The organism is Mesorhizobium sp. M0496, from assembly GCF_040321205.1.
GTDB lineage: Bacteria > Pseudomonadota > Alphaproteobacteria > Rhizobiales > Rhizobiaceae > Mesorhizobium.
Window position 1 is genome coordinate 99,404 of record NZ_JAMYRC010000003.1, and the last position, 13,669, is coordinate 113,072.

The following is a 13,669-nucleotide window of genomic DNA, read 5'->3' on the forward strand; positions in this document are numbered from 1 at the left end:
CCAGTTCGGGCTATAGCGGCGCCGCGCGCGGTGCGCAACATGCATCGTGCGGCAGATCAGACCGTGGTGGCGGCCCGGTTCTCGGCCATCGGTCCAAGGACAAGGCGCTGTCTATGGCAGGGCAACGCCCTCGCACAGATAGTAGCTGCCGCTATTGCCGCTTGCCTCGCTTTCGTCACCGGCCGGCCGGACCGATACGAGATCGACTTGCTTCGCGTTCATTTGCGTCACCGAGAGCACATCCGGAAAGACATAGCCCGGTTCCTGGCAGATGGCCGTCACCGCCCAGCTTGGCGAAGCCGTTGCCTTGCTGATCTGCAGAAACTCGCAATTGTACTCGACGCCTTGCAGGCCATGCGCCGAAAGAACGATGTTGCCGGCGTCGATCAACGTTTGCAGCGTGTCCCTTTTTGCCTGTTTGCAAAGCTCCTCGGACTGAAGGTAGACGCCTTCGATGAAATCATCCGCGGCGAGCGCGGGCGACGCCGCGACAAACATGGATACGCAAAGAGATCGCCCCAACGCCATGGATTCATTCCGCTTTAGCTGTTTCTAGACAGTAATCGTCTCACCGATTTTCGGCAATGCCACCGTCACACCGGATCCCTCCAGTCCCGCCTCGAACTTATCAGCGGTCTGATCGATCATCGGGAACGTGCCGAAATGACAAGGGATAACGGTTTCGAACTTGAAGAAGCGGCGGCAGGCAAGTGCCGCCACTGCGCCGCCCATGGTGAAACGGTCGCCGATCGGCACGATGCCGATCTTCGGTTCATGCAACTCATTGATCAGCGCCATGTCAGAAAAGATGTCGGTATCGCCCATGTGATAGAGCGTCTTGTCTTCCGGGAAATGCAGGACAAGGCCGCCCGGATTGCCAAGATAGGTGTTCTGGCCGCCATCGCCCGGGAACGAGGACGAGTGCAGCGCCTGGACGAACGTGGTGGTGAAGCTGCCGCAATCGACGGTGCCGCCGATGTTGCCGGGATTGATCTTCTTGTCGCTGGCGCCCTTGCCGACCAGGTACATGCAGATCTCGAAATTCGCGACCAACTGGGCGCCGCTTTTGCCGAGCACTTCCAGCGCGCCGCTGGTGTGGTCGCTGTGACCATGCGTCAGCAGCACATGCGTGATGCCCTCGGCCGGTCCTTCCCAACCGCCCGTCCAGGACGGATTGCCGATCAGATAGGGATCGATGAGGATCTTGGCGTCAGCCGTTTCGATGCGGAAGGCCGAGTGGCCGTACCAGGTCAGTTTCATGAATGCATTCCTCGATTTTTGTCTTGCCAAAGGATAGAACGCCGACAGCCCGGAGATCAAAGGGTTACTGTGCCCGTTATGCGGTTGAGAGAACACATGACGGTGAAAGGCAAAGGACGGCCGTTGGGCATTATCACGATAGAGGAATTGCCGGCGCGGCTGGCCGGCGGCAAGACGCTGGCCGGGCTCGACCTCGGCGACAAGACGATCGGCGTCGCGGTCTCGGACCAGAGGTTTTCCTTCGCCCATCCGCGCCCGGTCATCATGCGAAGGAAATTCTCGCTCGATGCGGCGGCGCTGCTCGCCTTGCTGCGGAAGGAGAATGCCGGCGCGGTGGTGATTGGGCTGCCGATCAACATGGACGGTTCGGAAGGGCCGCGCGCGCAGAAATCGCGCGCCTTCGTCCGCAACATGGCGCAGATGAGCGACCTGCCCTTTGTGCTCTGGGATGAAAGGCTATCGACGGTCGCCGCCGAAAGGACGCTGATCGAGATGGATTTCTCGCGCCGCAAACGTGCCGGCAAGATCGATTCGGCGGCAGCCGCGTTTATTCTGCAGGGAGTTTTGGACCGGCTTCAGTCGCTCCACGCATCCGCCCGAACGGAACCGGACCCGCCCAGCGCCGTCTGACCCAGACTGTGATTTCGCGGCGGCGGCGAAATGCCCACAGCGCCATCAGCAGAAACCCGTCGAAGACGCAGGCCTTTGCCACCATGCCGGGGATGGTCGCCGGATCGATGCCGAGCATCTGGCCATAAAGTTCGAAGACGAAATCGTGCAGTCGTCGGCTGAGCATGACATAGCCGAAATTCATGTCGTTGAGCGAAAGGTAGAACCAGCCCCAAAATAGTGCCATCGGGCCCGCCCACAATGCGAAGATGTAACGCATCAGCGGCCTCCCCCGGCATTGGAGCCCGTGCGGCCCGATATGAGTGAAAGCAGCGAATTGTGGGCCGCGGCCTTTGCCATGCCATGCGCGACGGCGCGAACCTCGCCCTTGCCCGAAGCAGCTGCCGCAACCGCGGACCGCCGTTCGGCAAGCATGGCGACATAGGACGCCAGAAGTGCTGCCAACTGCACGGCGACGACCATGAACAGCCCATTGATGCCTTGCGCGGCGCCACCGATGACGATCAGCGACAACACGCCGGACGCGGAGATGAAGGCGATGCGGGCAACGCTGTCGGCGCCCTGGCTGGTCGCGTCATTGATCAGGGTTTCGACGAAGGCCCAGAAGAACAGCACCGCCACGACAAGCAATGCGGTGGCGAGCGGCGCCACGACGACGAATTTGTCGAGGTCGATGAAGCGGGTGCCCTCGATTGTGGCTCCCAACACCCCGAGCGCCGCCGCCACACCACGGTTTCCGTCGATGCAGATGAGCGCAAGCAGGGCGAAAACGATCGTCCAGTGCAAGGCCAGAAAAGAGGTCAATACGTGTCGCATCGGCGTTCCTGCTTCGCAAAGAAGGGGCGGCCAATTTGAACCATTCCCTGCTTTCGCTGAGACAGTGGGCTTTGCCGCTCGCTACCGCAATGGAAACCATTTGTTAAGGTTAACGGCGATTAGTTATGTGCACGAGGATATCCGCCGATGCCTCAAAACGTGCATGCCGTCAGTTTTTGTGACGCTCGCGGCTCAATTCACCGGCGGGTAGAGCGTGTCGATGATCATGCGCGCATCGTGGCGCGAATCGAGCATGCCATAGGTGTTGCGCCATTGGCCGGCCAAGCGCGTCTCGACGAAAGCGTCGGCGATCCGCCCTGCCCCCAGCCGGCGCAACTCCGCCGCCGCCGCCGACAGTGCCAGCTGTTCGGTGAGCAGACGGGCGGAGCCCTCGTCGGTCGCCGCGACCTGCATAGCCGCCTTCAGCACGCCGATCGTGCCGCGTCCGCCGGCGCCGAGATCGCGGTCGATGCCGGCCAGCACATCCTCAAACAGGCCAGGCGCACGGCCAAGCACGCGCAGCACGTCGAGTGCCATGACATTGCCCGAGCCTTCCCAGATCGCGTTGACCGGGGCTTCGCGATAATAGCGGGCGAGTGGCGCCTCCTCGACATAGCCATTGCCGCCGAGACATTCCATCGCCTCGTAGAGCAGCGGCGGTGCGATCTTGCAGACCCAGTATTTGACCACCGGCGTCATGGCGCGGGCAAACGCTGCTTCACCGCGGTCGCCGGCCGCTTCATCGAAGGACCGCGCCAGCCGGAACGACAGCGCTGTGGCGGCGGCGACATCGAGCGCCATGTCTGCCAACACGCGCTGCATCAACGGTTGCTCGATCAAGGTCGAGCCAAACACCTGTCGGTGGCGCGCGTGATGAACGGCCTCGGCCAGGCCCGCGCGCATGATCGCCGAAGATGCGATGGCACAATCGAGCCGGGTCAGGGTGACCATGTCCATGATCGTCTTCACGCCCGCCCCCGGTTCGCCGACCATCTCGCCGATGGCGTTGACGAATTCCACTTCGGAGGACGCGTTGGAGCGGTTGCCGAGCTTGTCCTTCAGCCGCTGGAAGCGGAAGCCGTTGCCCGAGCCGTCACCGAGAACGCGCGGCACGAGGAAGCACGACAGTCCCTCCGGCGCCTGCGCCAGCACAAGGAACGCATCCGACATCGGCGCCGACATGAACCATTTGTGCCCGGTCAGGCGATAGAAGCCGCTGCCGGCGCGCTCCGCCCTCGTCACATTGGCGCGCACATCGGTGCCGCCCTGTTTCTCGGTCATGCCCATGCCGAGCGTCAGCCCGGTCTTCTCGACCGGCGGCTTCTGGCTCTGGTCGTATTTGCGCGTCGTCACGCGCGGCGCCCATTCGCGAAACAGTTTTGGGCTGGCCATCAAGGCAGCCAGTGAAGCGTTGGTCATGGTGATGGGGCAGAGATGCCCGGTCTCGAGCTCTGCCGTCAGGTAAAACCGGGCGGCACGGACCTGATGGCGGCGGCCGATCTCGGCGTCGCCATTTTCCCAGACCGAGGAATGCAGCCCGTTGGCCACCGAGCGGCGCATCAAGGCGTGATAGGCGGGGTGGAACTCGACCACATCGATGCGCCGTCCCTGGCGATCATGCGTCCTGAGCTTCGGGGTCTCGACATTGGCAAGACGCGCCAGTTCCTGCGCCTCCTGCGTCAGCACGAAACGGCCAAGCCCATCGAGTTCCCGGCGCACCGGATCGGAAAAACGCTCAGCGAGCTGGATCAGCAACGGATCGCCCCGCCAGGCGTTGCCGCCCGTCAGCGGCGGCGGCTGGTTCGTCACGTCGTCGGTCACGCCCAATCCTTCTATCGGTAGAAAGGTGCTTATCGTCAGAAAGCCACGAATCCGAGGCCGTCGGCTAGATATAGCCAAGCCATGCAGCGCGCGCGATGAAAATACCGGCCGATTTAATCGGCCATCTACACGAAAAAATTGAGGAGAACGGCTTCAATCCAAAGCTGGCGCTTGCAGCCGCAAAATCTCCACCCTATAGCAGCGCCTTGAGATGACCGACGCTTCGTCCCTGACACTCTACCCTCACCGCCATCTTCTGGGCATCCGCGACCTTTCCCCCGCCGACATCGAGCTTTTGCTCGACAGGGCGGATCGTGCGGTCGCGATCTCGCGGCAGTCCGAGAAAAAAACCTCGACGCTGCGCGGCCGCACCCAGATCAACCTCTTCTACGAAGCCTCGACGCGTACGCAGTCGTCGTTCGAGCTTGCCGGAAAGCGGCTCGGCGCCGATGTCATGAACATGTCGGTGGCGAGCTCCTCGGTGAAGAAGGGCGAGACGCTGATCGACACGGCGATGACGTTGAACGCCATGCGCCCCGACATCCTGATCATCCGCCACCAGTCGGCCGGCGCCGCCGCCCTTCTGGCGCAGAAGGTCGGTTGCTCCGTCGTCAATGCCGGCGACGGCGCGCATGAGCACCCGACACAGGCACTGCTCGACGCACTGACCATTCGCCGCGCCAAGGGCCCGCTGTCGAAGCTGATCGTGGCGATCTGCGGCGACATCCTGCACTCGCGCGTGGCGCGCTCGAACATCATGCTGCTCAATGCGCTCGGCGCGCAGGTGCGCGTCGTCGCACCGTCGACGCTGCTGCCCACCGGCATCGAGAAAATGGGCGTCATCATCACCCACTCGATGGCCGAGGGCCTCAAGGGGGCCGACGTGGTGATGATGCTGCGCCTGCAGCGCGAGCGCATGGAAGGCGCCTTCGTGCCGTCGGTGCGCGAATATTTCCGCTATTTCGGCCTTGATGCCGAGAAGCTGAAGGCGGCCAAGGACGACGCGCTGGTGATGCATCCCGGTCCGATGAACCGCGGCGTCGAGATCGCCTCGGAAATCGCCGACGGACCGCAAAGCGTCATTCAGGAACAGGTCGAGATGGGCGTCGCGGTACGCATGGCGGTGATGGAAGCGCTTCTCGATCCCCGTCGTAATCAAGAAGGCCGCAACCACGAGGGCCGCGGCGCATGAGTACGACGGTCTTTGAACGCGCCCGCATCGTCGACCCGTCGCGCGGCATCGACGAAGTCGGTGCCGTCATCGTCGAGGGCCACAAGATCGTTGCCGCCGGCAAGGCGGCGCTCAACCAAGGGGCGCCCGAGGGCGCTATCGTCGTCGACTGCGCCGGCAAGGCGATCATTCCAGGCCTGATCGACGGCCGCGTCTTCATCGGCGAACCGGGCGGCGAGCATCGCGAAACCATTGCGTCGGCAAGTGTCGCGGCGGCGGCCGGCGGCGTCACCTCTATCGTCATGATGCCCGACACCGACCCGGTGATCGACAATGTGGCGCTGGTCGAGTTCGTGCTGCGCACCGCCAAGGACACGGCAATCGTCAACGTCTTTCCGGCGGCGGCAATCACCAAGGGCCTCGACGGGCGCGAAATGACAGAGTTCGGCCTGCTGCGCGAGGCCGGCGCCGTCGCCTTCACCGATGGCCGCCACACCATATCGAGCGCGCTGGTGATGCGCCGTGCGCTGACCTATGCACGCGACTTCGGCGCCACCATCGTGCATGAGACGCAGGATGCCGACCTCGGTTCGTCCGGCGTGATGAATGAAGGCCTCTACGCCAGTTGGCTCGGCCTCTCCGGCATTCCGCGTGAAGCCGAATCCATTCCGCTGGAGCGTGATCTCGCCCTTGCGCGGCTGACGCGCGGCTCCTATCACGCGGCGAAGATCTCGACGGCGATGGCGGCAAACGCCGTGATGCGCGCGAAAGCCGACGGTGCTGCCGTAACGTCAGGCGTCGCGATCCACAATCTGTCGCTGAATGAAAACGATGTCGGCGAATACCGTACCTTCTTTCGCCTGACGCCGCCCTTGCGCGCCGAGGAAGACCGGCTGGCGATGATCGAGGCGGTCAGGGACGGCACGATCGACATCATCGTCTCCTCGCACGATCCGCAGGACGTCGACACCAAGCGCCTGCCCTTCGCGGATGCGGCAGCCGGCGCCATCGGGCTCGAAACCCTGCTGGGCGCGGCATTGCGGCTCTACCACAATGGCGACGTGCCGTTGCTCCGGCTGATCGAGACCTTGTCCACCGCTCCCGCAAAACTGTTCGGACTGCCCGGCGGCACGCTGAAACCGGGCGCCCTCGCCGATCTTGCGCTCGTCGATCTCGACGAACCCTGGATCGTCAGCGAGAGCGGCATTCGTTCGCGCTCGAAAAACACCTGTTTCGAAGGCGCGCGGCTGCAAGGCAAGGTCTTGCAAACGCTGGTGGCGGGCCGCACAGTATTTTCCGTCTGAGCCGGCCACCGCGCGCCTGATCCGGCCAGCCTGGGGGAAACGCGGGGAAACAATGACTTACAGCCTTATCCTAGCTCTCGTGTTTGGCTATTTTCTTGGCTCGATTCCGTTCGGGCTGCTGCTCACCCGCGCGGCTGGCCTTGGCGATGTGCGCAAGATCGGCTCCGGCAACATCGGCGCCACCAATGTTCTGCGCACCGGCAACAAGGGCCTTGCCGCCGCGACGCTGCTGCTCGACGCGCTGAAGGGCACGGCCGCCGTGCTGATATCAGGCCATTTTTCGCCTGAACTGGCGATCTGGGCAGGCCTTGGCGCCTTTCTCGGCCATCTCTTCCCGGTATGGCTGGGTTTCAAGGGCGGCAAGGGCGTCGCGACTTATCTCGGCGTGCTGATCGGCCTTGCCTGGCAGGTGGCACTGATCTTCGCCGTCGTCTGGCTGGTGATGGCATTCCTGTTCCGTTATTCCTCGCTGGCGGCGCTGACGGCGGCCGTCGTCGTGCCGATCGCCCTCTATCTGTTGAGCACGCCGCAGAATGCTGCCCTGTTCGTGGTGATGAGCATCATCGTTTTTATCAAGCACCGGGAAAACATTTCACGCCTGCGTGCCGGCACCGAGGGCAAGATCGGAGCTAGGGAGTGAGCGAGCCGGCTGCCGGGCCGCGCCTCAGCGACCGGCAGCGGCTGAGCTGGCTGCGGCTTATCCGCACCCAGAATGTCGGTCCCGCCTCTTTTCGCGACCTGATCAACCGCTTCGGTTCAGCCGAAGTGGCGCTCGAAATACTGCCGGAGCTGATGATTTCAGGCGGCGCCAAACGCATCGCCCGCATTCCTTCCATTGCCGAAGCCGAGGCCGAGTTGGAGACAGCCCGAAAGGCTGGCGCGCGCTTTGTCGGCATCGGTGAGACAGACTATCCGCCGCTTTTGCGCAACATGGACAATCCGCCACCGCTGCTGGCGGTCAAAGGCAATGCCGCAGTGTTCCGGCTGCCGGGGGTCGCCATCGTGGGCGCCCGCAACGCATCGCTGGCCGGCATCAAGATGGCGCGCATGCTGGCGGCGGAACTCGGACGCGACGGCTACGCAATCGTCTCCGGCCTGGCGCGCGGCATCGACACGGCGGCGCATCAGGGCAGTCTTGCGACCGGTACGATCGGTGTTCTGGCTGGTGGCCTCGACCTGCCCTACCCGCCCGAAAATGCCGGCTTGTGCGGGGAAATCGCTGAGCGCGGCGCCGTCATATCGGAAATGCCGTTCGGCTGGCAGCCGCGCGCACAGGATTTCCCGCGCCGCAACCGCCTCGTCGCGGGCGCGGCCCTTGGGCTGGTGGTTGTCGAGGCAGCACAACGCTCGGGATCGTTGATCAGCGCCAGGCTCGCGGGCGAAATGGGCCGGCTGGTCTTCGCCGTCCCGGGCTCACCGCTCGACCCACGCGCCGCCGGCACCAACGGCCTGCTCAAGGACGGCGCCACCCTGGTCACTGAGGCATCGGACATTTCCAGGGCGATTGCCCCGCTGACCGGCATGCGGGCGCCCGACGTGCCGCCGTTCGAAGAGCCGCCCGACTTCTCGGTCACGCCGCCGCCCGGCGAAAGCGATCGCGCCCGAATCATCGAGACGCTCGGCCCGACGCCCGTGCCGATCGACGAGATCATCCGCCACACCGCCTTGCACCCGGCCCAGGTCTTCATGGTGCTCCTGGAGCTCGACCTCGCCGGCCGCCTCGAGCGCCATGCCGGCGGACATGTATCGCTGGTATTTGGGGATTCTTCCATCTGACTCGAGACACCTTCGGTGCGACGCTGTTCGCATCCCGGAAAGAGAACTCGCTATCTCTATGCGGTGGGCCAGAAAAACGCATCAACCCAATTTACAACTGACATGTTAGTGAGCTATCACTGCCTTCGAACATCCTTTCGGAGACTTCCCGGTGACATCACGCTTTGGCCTTTCAGCCGCACTCGCCACACCTTTTGATGCCTCCGGGCAGATCGCCACCGCCCTCATGGTTGCCCAGGCCAGGCGTTGTCTGGCCGAGGGGTGCAGCAGCGTTACGCTTTTCGGCACCACCGGCGAAGGCGCGTCGGTGGGCGCCGTGGAGCGGCATTCGGTGACCGAAGCCATGCTGGCTGCCGGGATCTTGCCGCATCAACTTGTTGCCGGCGTGCTGGTCGATGCGGCCGAAGATGCCGCCGAACAGGCCCGACATGCCTTGCAACGCGGCGCCCGCAACATTCTGCTTGCACCGCCGAGCTACTTCAAGAATGTCGGTGAGGACGGTCTTTTTGGCTGGTTTTCCGCTGTCTTTGCCGCGCTCGGTCCCCTCGCCCGCGGCGTGCTGCTCTACAACATCCCGTCGGTCACGATGGTGCAGCTCTCGCTTGGCCTGATCGGCCGCTTGCGCACCGCCTTTCCGGATGTCGTTGCCGGGGTCAAGGATTCCGGCGGAGACTGGAGCTACAGCGAGGAGCTGCTAAGCGCCCATGGCGATCTGGTGATCCTGATCGGTGATGAGCGGCATCTGGCGCGAGCGGTGCGAATTGGTGCTCAAGGCGCAATCTCCGGCATGGCCAATTTCGCCACCGGCGAAATCCGCGCCATGGCCGAGGATGGGCGCGATGATACCCGCGTCGAGCGTTTCGTGCTCGAATTGCTTAAATACCCGGTCACTCCGGCGGTGAAGGTCATGGTGGCGCGCAAGACTGGCGACGATCGCTGGCTGGCGGTCCGCCCTCCGCTGGAGCCGATCGCTTCGCAGGGGCGCCAACAGCTTGCCGCCGCCTATGACAGTCTGTTTGCCAGGGAATCAGCCTGATCGGCAAAGGGAAGCGCGCTGAAATGGAAGACGGCAGCGAACCGACCACCCTCAGGGAAAAAGCCTATGCCAGCTTCACGCGGCATTTGCTGGCCCGCGATCTGCTGCCGGGCCAGTTCGTGTCGCAGCGCGAGCTGGTTGCCTTCACCGGATTGCCGCTCGGCGCCATTCGCGAAATCGTGCCGCGTCTCGAGGCCGAAGGGCTACTGACGACGATCCCGCAGCGCGGCATGCAGATCGCTCATATCGACATCAGCCTAATCCGCGAGGCTTTTCAGTTCCGCCTGTTCATGGAGCGCGAAGCGGTGGCGCTGTTCACCACCAGCGCCTCCGATGAGGAACTTGCCCGCCTGCGGCGCGAACATGAGGAGATGCTGGCGCAAGCCCTTTCGCAGGCGCCGACGCCCGAAATGGAAGCCAAGGCCCAAAGCATCGACTGGGCGATGCACGACACCTTCATCGATGCGCTGGGCAACGAGATCATCGCCAAGGCCTATCTGGTCAACTCGGTGAAGATCCGTCTGATCCATCAGGAGCGCTTCCGCATCGACGGGCGCGTCGTGCCGGTCATGCGCGAGCACCTCGCGGTCATCGAAGCCATGGAGAGCCGCGACCCGCAGAAGGCGGTCGAGGCGATCAGCCTGCACATTGACAAGGCGCGCCGGCTGGCGCTGCAAATCTGAGGAACCATGAGCCGCACCGCGGTCGCGGTGCAATCGACAACGACAGCAACCGGGAGGAAGAAATGTCGTCCAATCTGTTCAACCCAACCAGGAGGCAACTCCTTCAAGGAACCGCGGCCCTTGCCGCCGCCGGCATTGCGGGCGTCCGCCCGGGCTTTGCCGCCGGCGTCGACTGGAAGCGCTTCGCCGGCACGACGCTCGACGTCAATCTGGTCAAAAGCCCGCGCAGCGACACCCTCATAAAATATCTCGCCGAGTTCGAGGAGTTGACCGGTATCAAGGTCAATGCCGAGGCGACGCCCGAGCAGCAGCAGCGCCAGAAGACGGTGATCGAGCTGAGCTCCGGCAAGCCGAGCTTCGACGTCGTGCATCTGAGCTATCATGTGCAAAAGCGGCAGTTCGAAAAGGGCGGCTGGCTGGCAGACATATCAGGCTATCTCACCGATCCTACCCTTACCGATCCCGGGCTGGTCGAAAGCGATTTCGCCGATGCCGGCATGCTGTTCGCCAAGGACGGCCAGGGCGTGCTGCGTTCGCTGCCCTTCTCGGTCGACTACTGGATCCTCTACTGGAACAAGGAACTGTTCGAGGCCAAGGGGCTCAAATACCCTGAAACCTTCGAGCAACTGGTGGCCGCAGCGGAGGCGCTGACCGACCCGTCGACCAACACCTACGGTTTCGTCGCCCGTGGCATCAAGAACGCCAACACACCGGTGTGGACGTCGCTCATGCTTGGCTACGACATGACGCCACTCGATGGTCAGGGCAAGCTGCGCACGACGTCGCCCGAGGCGATCGAGGCCGCCGGCCTCTACCAGCGGCTGATGACCAAGTCCGCGCCTCCAGGCGTCACCGGCTTCAACTGGGCCGAAGCGCAGTCCGCCTTCCTGCAAGGCAAGATCGGCATGTGGTTCGACGGCGTCGGCTTTGCCCCGCCGATGGAAAATCCGGAAAAGTCGCGAGTGGTCGGCAAGGTCGGCTATGGCGTCATGCCCAAGGGTCCCAAGGCGCACGCCGCGGGCACCTTCGGCGACGGCATCGGCGTGACGGCCGCCAGCGAGAAGAAGGAGGCCGCCTATCTGTTCTGTCAGTGGGCAGTGTCGCCGGCCATGGGCGCGCGGCTGCTGCAGGCAGGCGCCGGCGTCCCGTTTCGCAAATCGGTGCTTGAAGATCCCAAGGTGCGCGAAGGCGTCACCATGCCGGCGAGCTGGCTCGATGCGGTGGTCGGCTCCGGCAATGTTAGCCGGCTGTCGCTGCCGGTCATCATCCCGGTCACCGAATTCCGCGACATCTATGGAGTTGCGCTGACCAATTTGATCGCCGGCGCCGATCCCGCCGAGGAGCTGAAGAAGGCCACCGAGCAGTTCCAGCCGGTCCTCGACAGGAGCGAGCAAGGCTGATGTCCGCCACCACCCCAGAACGCACCGGGGTGACGACGCAAGCCATCGAAGGGAGCCAGACGATCCGGCTGGCTCCCAACTACTGGCCTTTCGTCGTTCCGGCGCTCGTCGTCGTCGGCGCAGTGATCGTCTTTCCCTGGGCCTTCACGCTGTGGATGAGCGTCAACCGCTGGACGCTCGGCCAGTCGCGAAGCTTTGCCGGGATGGAGAATTATCTGCGGCTGGCGGTCGACCAACGCTTCTGGGAATCGCTGCTCCATACCTTGAGCTACACCTTCCTCTCGGTTGCCGCGCCGATGCTGCTTGGCACCATCGCCGCCCTGATCTTCGACGCCAGGTTTCCGCTGCGCGGCCTGTTGCGCGGCGTCTTCGTGATGCCGATGATGGCGACGCCCGTCGCCGTGGCGCTGGTCTGGACGATGATGTTCCATCCCCAGCTCGGCGTCCTCAACTACCTTTTGTCGCTGATCGGCATCCCGGCGCAGGAATGGATCTTCAACGCCAACACGGTCATTCCGTCGTTGGTTGCGGTCGAGACCTGGCAGTGGACACCGCTGGTGATGCTGATCGTGCTTGGCGGCCTGGCGTCCGTGCCGCGCGAGCCGTTCGAGAGCGCCGAAATCGATGGCGCCAATGCCTGGCAGCAATTCTGCTATCTCACTTTGCCGATGATCGCGCCGTTCCTGATGATCGCGGTGATCATCCGCACCATCGATGCGCTGAAGAGTTTCGACATCATCTACGCCATGACCCAGGGCGGACCGGGCACGGCCTCGGAAACCATCAACATCTATCTCTACAACACCGCCTTCTCCTACTACGACATCGGCTATGGCTCGGCCATGGCCGTGGTGTTCTTCATCGTTATCGTCGCCCTGTCCTTCATCCTCTTGATGCTGCGCCAGCGCTCCCAGTGGATCGGCGTGGAGGGCAAATAGATGAGTTCACGGCTGCTCAATCAGGTCGGGCTGTTTTTCGCGGCCCTGGTCTTCGTCTCGCCGGCGATCCTGTTCTTCCTCTGGATGATCTCGCTGTCGCTGAAATTCGAGATCGACAACGGCGCCTACCCGCCGATCCTGGTCCCCGAACATCTCGCCTGGTCGAACTACGCAAAGGTGTTCGAGGAAAACAATTTCCTGCTCTATCTCTGGAATTCGGTTCTGGTGACCGGCACGGCGACACTTTTGGCACTCCTGATCGGCGTCCCGGCCGGCTATGGCATCGCACGGCTCAAGGCCGAACGATCGGCGGTCGTCATCATGATCGCCCGCATGACGCCGGGGCTTTCCTATCTCATCCCGCTTTTCCTGCTGTTCCAATGGGTCGGCATTCTCGGGACGCTGTGGCCGCAGATCATCATCCATCTGGTGGTGACGGTGCCGATCGTGGTCTGGGTGATGATCGGCTATTTCGAGACCACGCCGATGGAACTGGAGGAGGCGGCCAACATCGACGGCGCCTGCTCCTGGCAGGTGTTCCGGCTGGTCGCTTTGCCCATCGCCAAGCCGGGCATCGTGGTCGCCTTCATCTTGTCCGTCATCTTCTCATGGAACAATTTCGTCTTCGGCGTGGTGCTCGCCAGCCGCGAGACGCGCACGCTGCCGGTCGCCGTCTACAACATGCTCTCCTACGAGCAGGTGAGCTGGGGTCCGCTCGCCGCCGCGGCCCTGGTGGTGACGCTGCCGGTGCTGGTTCTGACCATGTTCGCACAAAGGCAGATTGTCGCCGGACTGACCGCCGGCGCCGTCAAGGGCGGCTGAGCGCTACCCGAC

Annotated in this window: 15 protein-coding genes; 10 read left to right on the forward strand and 5 right to left on the reverse strand. The window is 63.5% G+C overall.

Features of this window, described 5'->3' with window-relative positions; all coding sequences use genetic code 11:
• Positions 1–111: 111 nt before the first annotated feature.
• Positions 112–528: a hypothetical protein gene (locus tag NKI73_RS05350; protein WP_352627813.1), complete on the reverse strand. Its 417-nt coding sequence runs from the start codon at positions 526–528 to the stop codon at positions 112–114.
• A 24-nt stretch (positions 529–552) separates the two neighbouring features.
• Entirely contained in the window at positions 553–1,260 is a 708-nt protein-coding gene (locus NKI73_RS05355) for a metal-dependent hydrolase (RefSeq protein WP_352627814.1), read from the reverse strand.
• A 123-nt stretch (positions 1,261–1,383) separates the two neighbouring features.
• Here NKI73_RS05355 and ruvX point away from each other — a divergent pair, with 123 nt between their 5' ends.
• The gene (gene ruvX, locus NKI73_RS05360) at positions 1,384–1,890 is read left to right on the forward strand and encodes a Holliday junction resolvase RuvX (protein WP_352627935.1); all 507 of its coding nucleotides are present in this window, start codon (positions 1,384–1,386) and stop codon (positions 1,888–1,890) included.
• On the opposite strand, the gene NKI73_RS05365 is transcribed toward ruvX, so the two are convergent.
• From NKI73_RS05365 to NKI73_RS05375, 3 genes are all read right to left on the reverse strand, one after another.
• Positions 1,808–2,149 (reverse strand): DUF6105 family protein, encoded by a 342-nt coding sequence (locus tag NKI73_RS05365; protein ID WP_352627815.1) that lies wholly within the window; start codon positions 2,147–2,149, stop codon positions 1,808–1,810. The genes ruvX and NKI73_RS05365 overlap by 83 nt on opposite strands.
• Positions 2,149–2,706, reverse strand: a complete 558-nt coding sequence (locus NKI73_RS05370) for a hypothetical protein (RefSeq protein WP_352627816.1) — start codon at positions 2,704–2,706, stop codon at positions 2,149–2,151. The genes NKI73_RS05365 and NKI73_RS05370 overlap by 1 nt, the downstream gene beginning before the upstream one ends.
• A gap of 192 nt (positions 2,707–2,898) precedes the next feature.
• Positions 2,899–4,527 carry a DNA alkylation response protein gene (locus NKI73_RS05375; protein ID WP_352627817.1) on the reverse strand — a complete coding sequence of 543 codons (1,629 nt, stop codon included), beginning with the start codon at positions 4,525–4,527 and terminating at the stop codon, positions 2,899–2,901.
• 211 nt (positions 4,528–4,738) lie between these two features.
• Here NKI73_RS05375 and NKI73_RS05380 point away from each other — a divergent pair, with 211 nt between their 5' ends.
• The 9 genes from NKI73_RS05380 (at position 4,739) to NKI73_RS05420 (ending at position 13,657) form a co-directional block, all read left to right on the forward strand.
• A complete protein-coding gene (locus NKI73_RS05380) occupies positions 4,739–5,719 on the forward strand; it encodes an aspartate carbamoyltransferase catalytic subunit (protein ID WP_352627818.1) in 981 nt (326 codons plus the stop codon).
• Positions 5,716–7,002 carry a dihydroorotase gene (locus NKI73_RS05385; protein ID WP_352627819.1) on the forward strand — a complete coding sequence of 429 codons (1,287 nt, stop codon included), beginning with the start codon at positions 5,716–5,718 and terminating at the stop codon, positions 7,000–7,002. Before NKI73_RS05380 ends, NKI73_RS05385 begins: the two co-directional genes overlap by 4 nt.
• 52 nt (positions 7,003–7,054) lie before the next feature.
• Entirely contained in the window at positions 7,055–7,642 is a 588-nt protein-coding gene (gene plsY / locus NKI73_RS05390; RefSeq protein ID WP_352627820.1) for a glycerol-3-phosphate 1-O-acyltransferase PlsY, read from the forward strand.
• On the forward strand, positions 7,639–8,778 hold the full coding sequence (dprA, locus tag NKI73_RS05395) for a DNA-processing protein DprA (protein WP_352627821.1): 1,140 nt from the start codon (positions 7,639–7,641) through the stop codon (positions 8,776–8,778). The genes plsY and dprA overlap by 4 nt, the downstream gene beginning before the upstream one ends.
• Positions 8,779–8,929: 151 nt before the next feature.
• Positions 8,930–9,814 (forward strand): dihydrodipicolinate synthase family protein, encoded by an 885-nt coding sequence (locus tag NKI73_RS05400; RefSeq protein WP_352627822.1) that lies wholly within the window; start codon positions 8,930–8,932, stop codon positions 9,812–9,814.
• Positions 9,815–9,837: 23 nt separating this feature from the next.
• Positions 9,838–10,497 (forward strand): GntR family transcriptional regulator, encoded by a 660-nt coding sequence (locus tag NKI73_RS05405; RefSeq protein WP_352627823.1) that lies wholly within the window; start codon positions 9,838–9,840, stop codon positions 10,495–10,497.
• 62 nt (positions 10,498–10,559) lie between these two features.
• Positions 10,560–11,897 (forward strand): ABC transporter substrate-binding protein, encoded by a 1,338-nt coding sequence (locus NKI73_RS05410; RefSeq protein WP_352606190.1) that lies wholly within the window; start codon positions 10,560–10,562, stop codon positions 11,895–11,897.
• Positions 11,897–12,835, forward strand: a complete 939-nt coding sequence (locus NKI73_RS05415) for a carbohydrate ABC transporter permease (protein ID WP_352627824.1) — start codon at positions 11,897–11,899, stop codon at positions 12,833–12,835. The genes NKI73_RS05410 and NKI73_RS05415 overlap by 1 nt, the downstream gene beginning before the upstream one ends.
• Positions 12,836–13,657 (forward strand): carbohydrate ABC transporter permease, encoded by an 822-nt coding sequence (locus NKI73_RS05420; protein ID WP_352627825.1) that lies wholly within the window; start codon positions 12,836–12,838, stop codon positions 13,655–13,657.
• The last annotated feature ends 12 nt before the right edge of the window (positions 13,658–13,669 follow it).

What these genes read in the sequence shown, in the direction of transcription:
- NKI73_RS05350 (WP_352627813.1), bottom strand. Translation starts at nt 528, where the DNA reads ATGGCGTTGGGGCGATCTCTTTGCGTATCCATGTTTGTCGCGGCGTCG.
- NKI73_RS05355 (WP_352627814.1), bottom strand. Translation starts at nt 1,260, where the DNA reads ATGAAACTGACCTGGTACGGCCACTCGGCCTTCCGCATCGAAACGGCT.
- NKI73_RS05365 (WP_352627815.1), bottom strand. Translation starts at nt 2,149, where the DNA reads ATGCGTTACATCTTCGCATTGTGGGCGGGCCCGATGGCACTATTTTGG.
- NKI73_RS05370 (WP_352627816.1), bottom strand. Translation starts at nt 2,706, where the DNA reads ATGCGACACGTATTGACCTCTTTTCTGGCCTTGCACTGGACGATCGTT.
- NKI73_RS05380 (WP_352627818.1), top strand. Translation starts at nt 4,739, where the DNA reads ATGACCGACGCTTCGTCCCTGACACTCTACCCTCACCGCCATCTTCTG.
- NKI73_RS05385 (WP_352627819.1), top strand. Translation starts at nt 5,716, where the DNA reads ATGAGTACGACGGTCTTTGAACGCGCCCGCATCGTCGACCCGTCGCGC.
- plsY (WP_352627820.1), top strand. Translation starts at nt 7,055, where the DNA reads ATGACTTACAGCCTTATCCTAGCTCTCGTGTTTGGCTATTTTCTTGGC.
- NKI73_RS05405 (WP_352627823.1), top strand. Translation starts at nt 9,838, where the DNA reads ATGGAAGACGGCAGCGAACCGACCACCCTCAGGGAAAAAGCCTATGCC.
- NKI73_RS05410 (WP_352606190.1), top strand. Translation starts at nt 10,560, where the DNA reads ATGTCGTCCAATCTGTTCAACCCAACCAGGAGGCAACTCCTTCAAGGA.
- NKI73_RS05415 (WP_352627824.1), top strand. Translation starts at nt 11,897, where the DNA reads ATGTCCGCCACCACCCCAGAACGCACCGGGGTGACGACGCAAGCCATC.
- NKI73_RS05420 (WP_352627825.1), top strand. Translation starts at nt 12,836, where the DNA reads ATGAGTTCACGGCTGCTCAATCAGGTCGGGCTGTTTTTCGCGGCCCTG.